The following is a 12,243-nucleotide window of genomic DNA, read 5'->3' as shown; positions in this document are numbered from 1 at the left end:
CATCAGCTCCCCGGGGTGGCGCCGGGGGCGTTGGGGCCGTAGCCCTGGACGCCGGCGGCGCGGGCCAGTTCGAGGTCGAGGGCCTCGCGGCGGATGCGCTGGTCGATGTAGAGGAGCACGGTGACGCCGGCCGTGATCGGGAACGTGATCATGGAGCCGATCACCGAGCCGATGCCGCTGACGATGAGGAACGTCCAGCCGAGGCTGCCGACACCGGAGTTGAGCCAGCCGGTGATGCCGTCGCCGCTGAGGGCTCCGGCGAGGAAGGTGAAGGGGATGACGATGATCGAGGCGACGACGTTCGCGATGATCGTGGCGAGCAGCTGGATGCCGAAGATCCGCCACCAGGTGCCCTGGACCAGTTTCGCGGAGCGGCTCATGGCCTTCTTGATGCCCTGCTTCTCCAGCATCAGGGCGGGCGAGGCCAGGGAGAAGCGGATCATCAGCCAGAGGGCGACGATGCCGGCGCCGATGATGCCCAGGACGGTCAGGGCGACGCCCGCGCCGGTGCTCCCGGCGAGGCTGACGAGGATGCCGGGCAGGGTGCCCACGGTGACGATGCCCGCGGTGATGAGCAGCAACAGGCAGATGAGGCCGAAGAGTTTGACGACCTGAGGGCGGGCGTCCCGCCAGGCCTCGCCGATGGTCACCGACTTGCCGAGCACGGCGCGGCTGGTGACGGTGGTGAGCAGTGCGGTCGCGATGACGGTGCCGACCAGGGAGATGACGACGACGACGGTGGAGTTGAGCATGGCGTCGCCCATGGCGCGGCTCAGTTCGCTGAGGGTGGCGCTCGGGTCGTTGAGGGCTTCGGTGCTGGAGTCGTCCAGGACGAGGCCCTGGAACAGCACGACAATGATCTCGGTGATGACCGCGACGGTCAGGGAGATGCCCAGGACCGTGCGCCAGTAGGTGCGCATGGTGGAGACCGCGCCGTCGAGGATCTCGCCGACGCCGAGCGGGCGGAGCGGGATCACGCCGGGCTTGGCCGCGGGCGGGGGGCCGCCCCAGGCGCTGCCCCAGCCGCCGTAGCCTCCGGGGCCACCGGGGCCTCCGTATCCGCCGTGGCTCCCTGGACCGCCGGGGCCGTATCCACCGGGGCCGCCAGGGCCGTAGCCGCCGGGGGGCTGGGTGCCCCAGCCCGGGCCGGGCGGCGGGGGCGGGGGAGCCTGGCCGGGGCCGGCCGGGGCTCCGGGACCGCCGCTGGGGGCGGACCACTGGGCGGGTGGCGGCTGGTCCTTGGACCACTGCGGGCCGGGGCCCTGCGGGGCCTGGCCCGGCTGGCCCGGCTGGTCCGCGCTCTGTGCGGGGCCGGGACGGTCGGAGAGTTCGGCAGGGTCAGGGCGGTCGGCGGGCTCGGCAGGGCCGGACGCGTCAGGCTTCTGCCCGTCGGACGGGGCGGATCCGGGCGAGGCCCAGCCCGGAGTGTCGTTCATCGTCGCTCCTTCACGGTGCCCGTCCGCGGTCGCGGCGGCAGGTTGGCAGCCATCGTGCCATGGGGTGGTCTTGGAGTGACCGGCCGCGGTATGGGCTGCGTACCTTCAATTGTCCGCTCGTCAGGGGGCAGACTTACCGCATGGCTGATCAGTACGCGTACAGCGGCGATGACAAACGGCCGACCGAGATCCCGGCGATCCGTTGGGAAGAACCACCGGAAGGACCCGTTCTGGTCCTTCTCGACCAGACGAGGCTGCCGGCTGAGGAGGTCGAACTGGTCTGTACGGACGCGCCCGCGCTCGTGGAGGCGATCCGCTCGCTCGCTGTGCGCGGGGCGCCCCTGCTCGGCATCGCGGGAGCGTACGGCGTCGCGCTCGCCGCCGTGCGGGGCTTCGACGTGGACGAGGCCGCGAGCGCGCTGGCGAGTGCCCGGCCGACCGCGGTGAACCTGGCCGTGGGTGTGCGCCGGGCGCAGGCGGCCCACGAGTCCGCGCTCGCCCAGGGTGGTGACATCAGGCAGGCGGCTGCGGCGGCGCTGGCGGCTGCGCGGCAGTTGCACCGGGAGGACGCCGAGGCCAGTGCGCGGATGGCCGAGCACGGGCTGGCGCTGCTGGACGAGCTGCTGCCCGGCGGCGGGCACCGGATCCTCACCCACTGCAACACCGGTTCGCTGGTGTCGGGCGGGGAGGGGACGGCGTTCGCGGTGGCGCTGGCGGCGCACCGGGCGGGCCGGTTGCGGCGTCTGTGGGTGGACGAGACGCGTCCGTTGTTGCAGGGCGCCCGCCTGACGGCGTACGAGGCGGCGCGCAGTGGGATGGCGTACACGCTGCTCACCGACAACGCGGCCGGGTCGCTGTTCGCAGCCGGGGAGGTGGACGCGGTGCTGATCGGGGCGGACCGCATCACGGCGGACGGTTCGGTGGCGAACAAGGTCGGGAGCTATCCGCTCGCGGTGCTGGCGCGGTACCACCATGTGCCGTTCATCGTGGTGGCGCCGGTGACGACGGTGGATCCGGACACTCCGGACGGGGCGTCCATCGAGGTCGAGCAGCGGGCCGGTCATGAGGTGACCGAGTTCGTGGCGCCGCAGGTGCCGGTGACGGGGGCCGAGGCGGGCGGTGGCATTCCGGTGGCGCCACTGGGGACGCAGGCGTACAACCCGGCGTTCGACGTGACCCCGCCCGAGCTGGTGACGGCGATCGTCACGGAGGAAGGCGCGGTTTCGCCCGTCACGGCCGAGGCGCTGGCCGAGGTGTGTGCCCGCTCGCACCAGGTGTCGGCGGGCTGAGCCGGGTGGCTGCCGGAGCGCGTGCGCAGTGGCGCGGGCTCCGGCGACCTCGTCCCTTCGCCGGGGACGGGGCCTCGCCGCTGCCCGTCGTCGAGATCAACAGCGGGCGGACGAGGGCAGACAGTAGCGCTTGCTGCGACTATGGTCACTGGCCGGTGACCTACCTCACCACTGCCTTCGCCACCGTTATGAGAATGGGATGATGTCGTTTATGAAGGGACGAGTCCTTGTCGTCGACGACGACACCGCACTGGCCGAGATGCTCGGCATTGTGCTGCGTGGTGAGGGTTTCGAGCCGTCTTTCGTGGCCGACGGCGACAAGGCGCTGGCCGCCTTCCGCGAGTCCAAGCCCGATCTGGTGCTGCTCGATCTGATGCTGCCCGGTCGGGATGGCATCGAGGTGTGCCGTCTGATCAGGGCGGAGTCCGGGGTGCCGATCGTGATGCTCACGGCGAAGAGCGACACGGTCGATGTCGTCGTGGGCCTGGAGTCGGGTGCCGACGACTACATCGTGAAGCCGTTCAAGCCGAAGGAGCTGGTGGCCCGGATCCGGGCGCGGCTCAGGAGGTCGGAGGAGCCCGCTCCGGAGCAGCTCGCCATCGGTGACCTGGTCATCGACGTGGCCGGGCACTCCGTGAAGCGGGACGGACAGTCGATCGCGCTGACGCCGCTGGAGTTCGATCTGCTGGTCGCGCTCGCGCGCAAGCCGTGGCAGGTGTTCACGCGTGAGGTGCTGCTGGAGCAGGTGTGGGGCTACCGGCACGCGGCGGACACGCGGCTGGTCAATGTGCATGTGCAGCGGCTGCGCTCCAAGGTCGAGAAGGACCCGGAGAAGCCGGAGATCGTGGTGACCGTGCGTGGTGTCGGGTACAAGGCAGGGCCGAGCTGACATGTCCGGCGACAGTGCCGCTTCGGCGCCCGGACGGTCCGGGGGCCGCCCGGGGCGGCCTGTCGGGCGGAAGAAGGCGGGTTCCCGCTGGGGCCGGTTCCTGGAGAGCGGACTGCTGCTCCAGGGCGGGGTCCAGGGCAGCCCGGTCATCCGGCTGTTCATGCGGTGGGTGCGTCGGCCCCTGCTGCCCGTCATGCGGCTGTGGCGGCGCAACATCCAGCTCAAGGTCGTCGTCACGACGCTGCTGATGTCGCTGGGCGTGGTCCTGCTGCTCGGCTTCGTCGTGATCGGGCAGGTGCGCAACGGCCTGCTGGACGCCAAGGTGAAGGCGTCGCAGAGCCAGGCCACGGGTGGCTTCTCGGTGGCCAAGCAGCGGTCCGACGAGGCGGCGAGCGGGACCGGCGACGATGTCGCGACGGCGGACGGCCGTCCCGCGCAGAACGTCATCCAGTGGATGAGCGACCTCGTGTCCTCGCTGTCCAGCGGCGGCCAGGGCGCGTTCGACGTGGTCACGCTTCCGGCCTCCGACGCGGACGGTGCGGGAGGCCGCGGACCGCGCGCCTCCGGCGAGGTCGACTGGAGCAAGAGCGTGCCCGCCGACCTGCGCGAGCGGATCAGCAGCAGTACGACGGCCGCGCAGAGCTACACCCGCATCACTTACAACAACGAGACCAAGGACTCCCAGCCAGGCCTGGTCATCGGCAAGCAGGTCAACGACCCCAACGGGGATCCGTACCAGCTCTACTACCTCTTCCCGCTCACCCAGGAGGAGAAGTCGCTGAGCCTGGTCAAGGGGACCCTCGCGACGGCCGGGCTGTTCGTGGTCGTCCTGCTGGGGGCCATCGCCTGGCTCGTGGTGCGCCAGGTCGTCACGCCAGTGCGGATGGCGGCGGGGATCGCCGAGCGGCTGTCCGCCGGGCGGCTTCAGGAGCGTATGAAGGTCACCGGCGAGGACGACATCGCGCGGCTCGGCGAGGCCTTCAACAAGATGGCCCAGAACCTCCAGCTGAAGATCAGCCAGCTGGAGGACCTGTCGCGGATGCAGCGCCGGTTCGTGTCGGACGTGTCGCACGAGTTGCGTACGCCGCTGACGACCGTGCGGATGGCCGCGGACGTCATCCACGAGGCGCGGGAGGACTTCGACCCGGTGACCGCACGGTCGGCGGAGCTGCTCGCCGACCAGCTGGACCGGTTCGAGTCGCTGCTCGCGGATCTGCTGGAGATCAGCCGGTTCGACGCGGGTGCCGCGGCGCTGGAGGCGGAGCCGATAGACCTCAGGGAGGTCGTACGGCGGGTCGTCAGCGGGGCCGAGCCGCTCGCGGAGCGCAAGGGCACGCAAATCCGCGTGCTGGGCGACCAGCAGCCCGTCGTGGCCGAGGCCGACGCCCGGCGCGTGGAGCGCGTGCTGCGCAACCTCGTCGTCAACGCCGTCGAGCACGGTGAGGGCAGGGACGTCGTCGTCAAGCTCGCCGCGGCGGGCGGTGCGGTCGCGGTCGCGGTGCGGGACTACGGGGTCGGGCTCAAGCCGGGCGAGGCGACCCGGGTGTTCAGCCGCTTCTGGCGGGCCGACCCGGCACGCGCGCGTACCACGGGTGGTACGGGTCTGGGGCTGTCCATCGCCCTGGAGGACGCGCGGCTGCACGGCGGCTGGCTTCAGGCGTGGGGCGAACCGGGCGGCGGTTCGCAGTTCCGGCTGACACTGCCCAGGACCGCGGACGAGCCGCTGCGAGGCTCTCCCATCCCGCTGGAGCCCAAGGACTCGCGGCGGAACCGGGGGCTCGACGACGCCGGTCTGCCGTGCGGCGGCGGGGACGGCGAGAAGCGGGCGACCGTACCGGCACAGTCGGCGAGCGGGCCGGTACGGCCGGGTCCGGCGCGGGATCCGATACCGACGCGGGCGGCCTCCGTGCCCCCCTCGGCCGATCCGACGGCGCTGCCCGGCAACGGCGCGCGCGTGGTTCCCCGGCCCGCCTCGGGCACGCGGCCGCAGGACGATCCGCAGGCGATCCCGGAGCAGTCGGCTCGCGCCGGGGGTACGAGCGGCCCGGCGGGCGCGGACGGCAACGGTGTGGTGAGTGGTTCGTCAGACGCGGACGGCAACGGTGTGGTGAGTGGTTCGGCGAGTACGGCCAGCAGCGGCGAACGGAGTGGTCCTGCTGGGGCCGCTCGGGACCAGGCCGGGAGCGTGCCGCGGGATGCGGACAGGGACAACGGATCCGCGGGCTCGGGCAGGGAAACCGAGTCGGAGAACGCGGACAGGCACGGGGAGGCATTTCGTGGGCGCTGACCGTGGGGGGCGCGGTCGGCGTGCGCCCGCGCGTGTGATGGCGTACGCCGCCGGTGGCGTCCTGCTGCTGGCAGGGTGTGCCTCGATGCCGGACAGCGGGGATCTGCGGGGTGTGGAGTCCACACCCCGCCAGGACACCCAGGTGCGGGTCTTCGCCGTGCCGCCGGGTGAGGACGCGCAGCCCTCGGAGATCGTGCAGGGCTTCCTGGAGGCGCTCACCAGCGACGATCCGCACTACAAGACCGCGCGCCAGTACCTGACCGGTGACGCCGCCAAGACGTGGCGGCCGGAGCTGTCCACCACCGTGCTGACGGACGGGCCGGGTGCCAAGGCCGAGGGCGCGGGTGCGGGCGGCCGGGAGGACACCGGCGAGATCTCGTACATGCTGACCGGCACCAAGGTGGCCACGGTGGACGCGCAGCAGTCGTACGCGCCGGCGACCGGGGCGTACGGCAGGACCGTGCACCTCACGCAGGACGAGAAGAGCGGGCAGTGGCGGATCGACGCGCTGCCGCAGGGCGTCGTCATGGGCGAGTCGGACTTCCAGCGCAACTACATGTCCGTCAACAAGTACTACTTCGCTTCGAACACCACGGTGGCCGGGGCGGACACCCAGCCCACCACGGTCGCCGACCCCGTGTACGTCCGCCGGCGGGTGGACCCGATGACGCAGATGGTGCGCTCCGTCCTGAGCGGGCCCACGCGGTGGCTCGGGCCCGTGGTCAGGTCGAGCTTCCCCACGGGTACGGCGCTGCCGAAGGACGTCGGCGCGCTGACGCCCGACGACCGGAACAAGCTGACGGTCCCGCTGAATGGCAAGGCCGCGGGTGTCGGCACCAACCGGTGCGAGGAGATGGCGGCCCAGCTGCTGTTCACGTTGCACAGCCTCAGTCCCGCGGTGGACGAGGTCGAGCTGCGGGCCGGCGGGGCGGAGCTGTGCTCGCTCACGCAGAAAGGGGCCGATGCCGCCGTCTTCCGGAGTTCGGTGCGCCGCCCCGACTACCTGTACTTCGTCGATGCCAAGGACCGGCTCGTACGGATCCCCGCGGGCAGCAGCGACACCAAGCCGGACCCGGCGCCGGGCGCGCTGGGCGAGGGCGACACCGCACTTCGGTCGGTGGCGGTGTCGCGCGACGAGCACACCGCGGCCGGGGTCAGCCTCGACGGCAAGTCGCTGTACGTGGGGTCGCTGGTCTCGGGCGGTTCGCTGGGCGAGCCGGTCCTGCGCAGCCACGGCCCGACCGAGAAGGACCGACTGACCACCCCCAGCTGGGACGCCCACGACGGGCTGTGGGTGGCCGACCGTGACCCGGACAATCCCCGGCTGCTCCTGCTGGAGGAGGGCAAGGGCGATCCGCTGGAGGTGCGTATGCCGCATCTGGACGGGCGGATCCAGGCCGTGCGGGTGGCCGCCGACGGGGTGCGGATCGCGCTCGTCGTGGACAAGGGCGGCAAGAAGACCCTGCTCATCGGCCTGATCGAGCGGGAGGGCAAGCCGGGCGAGCAGTCGGCCGTCCGGGTGGTGGAACTGCGCTCCGCGACCCCGGAGTTGGAGGAGATCACCGCCATGTCGTGGGCCGGGGACAGCCGGCTCGTGGTGGTCGGGCGCGAGCACGGTGGCGTGGAGCAGATGCGGTACGTCCAGGTCGACGGCTCCACGCCGGACGTACCGGCGCCCGCGGCCCTGACCGGCGTGAAGGAGGTCACCGCCGCCGAGGACGACCAGCTGCCGCTGGTGGCGTACTCGGTGGACGGGATCGTCCGGCTGCCGTCGGGCGCGCAGTGGCAGAAGGTGACGGAGGGGACGGCGCCGGTCTATCCGGGGTGAGGTGTGGCGTACCCGTGGCGGGTGTCCGGGGGCGCGCTTGTGGGAGCGGTCGCTTCTGCCGGGTGAGGTCCGGGAGGGGCGGCCGCTGTCGTTCGGGCGCGGGGTGGGCCGGTGCTCGTCACGGGGCGCCGGCCTTGCGGGCCGCCTCACGGGCCTCTCAGGTCGTCCCATGGAGCCGCCTCACGGGGCCGTCACTCATGTGGGGGACGACCGGTTCGCCGGGCCGGGAGTTGTCCACAGGCCGTTGTCCACAGGGGTGGCCGGACGGGGCTCGGGGCGGCACAGTGGTGGCCATGCGGAGGTGGTGGCAGGACCTCACCGACCTGGTGCTGCCGGCCGAGTGCGGGGGCTGTGGGAGGCCTCGTACGGTGCTCTGCCCGGAGTGCCGTGCGGTGCTGAACGGAGGCGCCGCACGCCGGGTGCGGCCGGTGCCGGAGCCGCCCGGGCTGCCCGTGGTGCACGCGGCGGCTCCGTACGCGGACGAGGTGCGGGCGACGCTGCTGGCCCACAAGGAACGGGGTGCCCTGGCGCTCGCCGGTCCCCTCGGGGCGGCCTTGGCAGGAGCCGTGCGGGTGGGGCTCCGGAAGGCGTGGGGCGGCTCCTGGGCCGGGACCGAGGGGACGTGGTCCCGGGCCGTCGGGGCGCCTGTGCTGCTCGTGCCCGTGCCGTCCGGGCGGCGGGCCGTGCGGGCCCGGGGGCATGATCCCGCGCGGCGGATCGCGCTCGCGGCGGCGGGGGAGCTGCGGCGGAGCGGGGTTCCGGCTCGGGTGCTCGGCGTGCTGCGACAGCGGCGGGCGGTGGCCGACCAGTCGGAGCTCAACTCCCGGCAGCGGCTGGACAATCTCGCGGGCGCGCTGGCGGTGGTGCCCGGTGGTGCCCGGCTGCTCTCCGGCGGGCCGGTCGTCCTGGTCGACGACGTGATGACCACAGGTGCGTCCTTGGCGGAGGCCGCGCGGGCGGTGCGGGCGGCGGGGCCGGTTTCGAACGCTGCGGGGGCCGGGGCCGTGTACGGGGGAGAGACGTGGGAAAGCAGAGAGGAACAGAACGTCGGATCAACGCGAGAGAGGACGGGCCGGCGGCCCGGCCGGCAGGGAATGACGGGCGCGGGCGGCGCCGGCGGAGTCGTTGACGTGGCGTGCGCGGCAGTGGTCGCGGCATCACCGGACTCTTTTGAAATAAACCGGAACTGACTGAGATCTTGCGTCGTTGCAGGTAACGAGAGGGCTTATTCACCTGAACGGAGGTACGCCGCAGTAGAGGGTGACGACATCCGTCCGGGCGAGATATGTTCGGTTGAGAGGGAAAGCCGCAGGCCACACCTCTCGAGTCCGAATGCCGTGCCGCGGGTTTTTTCTTCATCACTCGCGACGGTGGAGTGGAGATCTCGCCCACGGGGGAGGAGGTGGAAGTCACCGAGTCCGAGGTTCCGGGGCACACCGGAACCTGGTGCAAAAGGGAGACGCTCCGCAGCGAAGCGGAGTGATCCGGGAACGGAGTTCTGCGTGGACATCGTCGTCAAGGGCCGCAAGACCGAGGTGCCCGAGCGGTTCCGGAAGCACGTGGCCGAGAAGCTGAAGCTGGAGAAGATCCAGAAGCTCGATGGCAAGGTGATCAGCCTCGACGTCGAGGTGTCCAAGGAGCCCAACCCCAGGCAGGCCGACCGCAGTGACCGAGTGGAGATCACGCTCCACTCCCGCGGTCCGGTGATCCGGGCGGAGGCAGCGGCGAGCGATCCGTATGCGGCGCTCGACCTGGCGGCGGAAAAGCTGGAAGCCCGGCTGCGCAGGCAACACGACAAGCGGTTCTCGCGCCGTGGCGCGCGCCGGATTTCGGCCGCGGAGGTCGCCGACCACGTCCCGGGTGTGGCGACGCTCAACGGAAACGGCCTGGTGCCGACTCCGGAGGAGGAGCCGGAAGAGGCCGTCCCCACGAAGAAGATCGGTTCGCTGGAAGTGCAGGGTGACGGCCCCATCGTCGTCCGTGAGAAGACCCACGTCGCAGCCCCCATGACCCTCGACCAGGCTCTCTACGAGATGGAACTGGTCGGGCACGACTTCTACCTGTTCGTCGACTCCGAGACCAAGGAACCGAGTGTCGTCTACCGACGGCACGCCTACGACTACGGCGTGATTCACCTCAGGACGGACACGATGGTCACACAGGCGCACTCCCCCGAGGCGGGCGGTGCGCTCGGCGGCTGACCATGCCGGATGACAGCGGAGCAGGTGCCCCTGGAGCGCGTGTGCGCCCCCAGGGGCACCCCCGTGCGACCACTTGGCGCCCCGCTCCGTCACCCCGGTGCCGTCCGGGCATGAAATCATGGTTGGCCACGGCCCAACCGGTGGGGCGTTGCTCTGGGTTGGCGATGGCTCAGGACCACAGGCCACAGCCTTCAGGGGGAGGAACGATGGCGGACAGCTTCGGACCGATGCGTGACGAGGATGCCGACGACGGCGTCGTCGGCATGGGCCCGGACACGGACTCTCCACGCAAGGAACCGATCAGAGTCCTTGTGGTCGACGACCATGCCCTGTTCCGCCGGGGCCTGGAGATCGTGCTCGCGGCCGAGGAGGACATCCAGGTCGTCGGGGAGGCGGGCGACGGCGCCGAGGCCGTCGAGAAGGCCGCCGACCTGCTGCCCGACATCATCCTGATGGATGTGCGGATGCCCAAGCGGGGCGGGATCGAGGCATGCACCTCCATCAAGGAGGTCGCCCCCAGCGCCAAGATCATCATGCTGACGATCAGCGACGAGGAAGCCGATCTCTACGACGCCATCAAGGCGGGCGCGACCGGCTATCTCCTCAAGGAGATCTCGACGGACGAGGTGGCCACCGCCATTCGCGCGGTGGCCGACGGGCAGTCGCAGATCAGCCCGTCCATGGCGTCGAAGCTGCTCACCGAGTTCAAGTCGATGATCCAGCGCACGGACGAGCGCCGGCTGGTGCCCGCGCCGCGGCTGACGGACCGCGAACTGGAAGTCCTCAAACTCGTCGCGACGGGGATGAACAACCGTGATATCGCCAAGGAGTTGTTCATCTCCGAGAACACCGTGAAGAACCACGTGCGCAACATCCTGGAGAAGCTTCAGCTGCACTCCAGGATGGAAGCGGTGGTGTACGCGATGCGGGAGAAGATCCTCGAGATCCGGTGATCCCGTGATCCCGTGATCCGGTAGGGCTTCAGACGAGGATGCGGGCGAGTTCCTTGACGAGGGGCTCGCGCAGGTCCGGTGCGTCGACCCGTTCCACGCGTACGTCAGTGCAGTCCACCCACGTCGCCGCCTCGGCGAGGGCCTGGGCGACGGCCGAGACCGCCTTCGCGCCGTCGAGCGTCACCTGCTTGGCCACCAGCGTGCCGCCCTCGCGGGCCGGGTCCACGCGGCCGACGAGCCGGCCGCCGGCCAGGACCGGCATCGCGAAGTAGCCGTGCACCCGCTTCTGCCTGGGGACGTACGCCTCCAGGCGGTGGGTGAAGCCGAAGATCCGCTCCGTGCGCGCCCGCTCCCAGATCAGGGAGTCGAAGGGCGAGAGCAGCGTGGTGCGGTGGCGGCCGCGCGGGGGTGTCTCCAGGGCCGCCGGGTCGGCCCAGGCGGGCTTGCCCCAGCCCTCGACCATGACCGGGACGAGGCCTGAGTCTGCGATCACCGCGTCGACCTGCTCGCCCTTGAGGCGGTGGTAGTCGGCGATGTCCGCGCGGGTGCCGACGCCGAGGGACTGGCCCGCCAGGCGGACCAGGCGGCGCAGGCACTCGGTGTCGTCCAGTTCGTCGTGCAGCAGGCCGTCCGGGATCGCGCGCTCGGCGAGGTCGTACACGCGCTTCCAGCCGCGGCGCTCCACGCAGACCACCTCGCCGTACATCAGGGCGCGTTCGACGGCGACTTTCGAGCCGGACCAGTCCCACCAGTCGTTCGTCTTCTTGGCGCCGCCCAACTCCGTGGCCGTGAGGGGGCCTTCGTCACGGAGCTGCTTGATGACCTCGTCGTAGGCGCCGTCCGGGAGGTCGTGGTTCCAGTGCGGGCGGTTGCGGTAGGCGCGGCGGCGGAAGGCGAAGTGGGGCCACTCCTCGATGGGGAGGATGCAGGCCGCGTGGGACCAGTACTCGAAGGCGTGGGTGTCTTTCCAGTAGGCGTTCTCCACTGTCTTTCGGCCTACCGCGCCCAGACGGGCGTACGGGACGAGTTCATGGGAGCGGGCCAGGACCGAGATGGTGTCGAGCTGTATCGCGCCCAGGTGGCGGAGGATGCCGCGGACGCCGGAGCGGCGGGGTGGGGCGCCGAGGAAGCCCTGGGCGCGGAGTGCCAGTCGGCGGGCCTCGTCTGCGGAAAGCTCTGTTGTGGGGCGCGGGGTGGTCATGGTTTTGCACGATAGGGGACGGGACTGACAGAGGTGGCGTGAGCTGCGAGGTGGGGTGCGGAGTGCTGTGCGTTGGGGCTGGGACTGGGGTGGGGTGGGGTGGGTGCGCAGCCGGCGTGGCGGGGTGCCGCTGCGCCGGGCCGCCCCAGCGGCACGATT

Annotated in this window: 9 protein-coding genes; 7 read left to right on the top strand and 2 right to left on the bottom strand. The window is 71.4% G+C overall.

Translation table 11 applies throughout. The features are described from left to right. Nucleotides 1-2: 2 nt before the first annotated feature. Nucleotides 3-1,436 carry a glycerophosphoryl diester phosphodiesterase membrane domain-containing protein gene (locus tag PV963_RS17865; RefSeq protein WP_274816731.1) on the bottom strand — a complete coding sequence of 478 codons (1,434 nt, stop codon included), beginning with the start codon at nt 1,434-1,436 and terminating at the stop codon, nt 3-5. Nucleotides 1,437-1,576: 140 nt separating this feature from the next. Here PV963_RS17865 and mtnA point away from each other — a divergent pair, with 140 nt between their 5' ends. From mtnA to PV963_RS17830, 7 genes are all read left to right on the top strand, one after another. Next, nucleotides 1,577-2,725, top strand: a complete 1,149-nt coding sequence (gene mtnA / locus PV963_RS17860; RefSeq protein WP_274816730.1) for an S-methyl-5-thioribose-1-phosphate isomerase — start codon at nt 1,577-1,579, stop codon at nt 2,723-2,725. A gap of 199 nt (nt 2,726-2,924) precedes the next feature. Further along, nucleotides 2,925-3,614 carry a two-component system response regulator MtrA gene (mtrA, locus tag PV963_RS17855; RefSeq protein ID WP_003990656.1) on the top strand — a complete coding sequence of 230 codons (690 nt, stop codon included), beginning with the start codon at nt 2,925-2,927 and terminating at the stop codon, nt 3,612-3,614. A 1-nt stretch (nt 3,615) separates the two neighbouring features. Then, nucleotides 3,616-5,901, top strand: a complete 2,286-nt coding sequence (gene mtrB / locus PV963_RS17850; RefSeq protein WP_274816729.1) for an MtrAB system histidine kinase MtrB — start codon at nt 3,616-3,618, stop codon at nt 5,899-5,901. Beyond that, on the top strand, nt 5,891-7,729 hold the full coding sequence (locus PV963_RS17845; protein WP_274816728.1) for an LpqB family beta-propeller domain-containing protein: 1,839 nt from the start codon (nt 5,891-5,893) through the stop codon (nt 7,727-7,729). Before mtrB ends, PV963_RS17845 begins: the two co-directional genes overlap by 11 nt. Before the next feature lie 293 nt (nt 7,730-8,022). Beyond that, on the top strand, nt 8,023-8,919 hold the full coding sequence (locus tag PV963_RS17840; RefSeq protein WP_274816727.1) for a ComF family protein: 897 nt from the start codon (nt 8,023-8,025) through the stop codon (nt 8,917-8,919). Nucleotides 8,920-9,231: 312 nt separating this feature from the next. Then, on the top strand, nt 9,232-9,930 hold the full coding sequence (hpf, locus tag PV963_RS17835; protein WP_274816726.1) for a ribosome hibernation-promoting factor, HPF/YfiA family: 699 nt from the start codon (nt 9,232-9,234) through the stop codon (nt 9,928-9,930). 206 nt (nt 9,931-10,136) lie between these two features. Continuing rightward, entirely contained in the window at nt 10,137-10,883 is a 747-nt protein-coding gene (locus PV963_RS17830; RefSeq protein ID WP_274816725.1) for a response regulator, read from the top strand. A gap of 28 nt (nt 10,884-10,911) precedes the next feature. Here PV963_RS17830 and PV963_RS17825 read toward each other — a convergent pair whose 3' ends face one another. After that, nucleotides 10,912-12,084, bottom strand: a complete 1,173-nt coding sequence (locus PV963_RS17825; protein ID WP_274816724.1) for a winged helix-turn-helix domain-containing protein — start codon at nt 12,082-12,084, stop codon at nt 10,912-10,914. Nucleotides 12,085-12,243: the final 159 nt, after the last annotated feature.

Source organism: Streptomyces coeruleorubidus, from assembly GCF_028885415.1.
In the GTDB taxonomy this organism is placed as follows: Bacteria; Actinomycetota; Actinomycetes; order Streptomycetales; family Streptomycetaceae; genus Streptomyces; species Streptomyces coeruleorubidus_A.
Note: the sequence above shows the minus strand (reverse complement) of the source record. Positions and strands in the feature narration are given on the sequence as shown.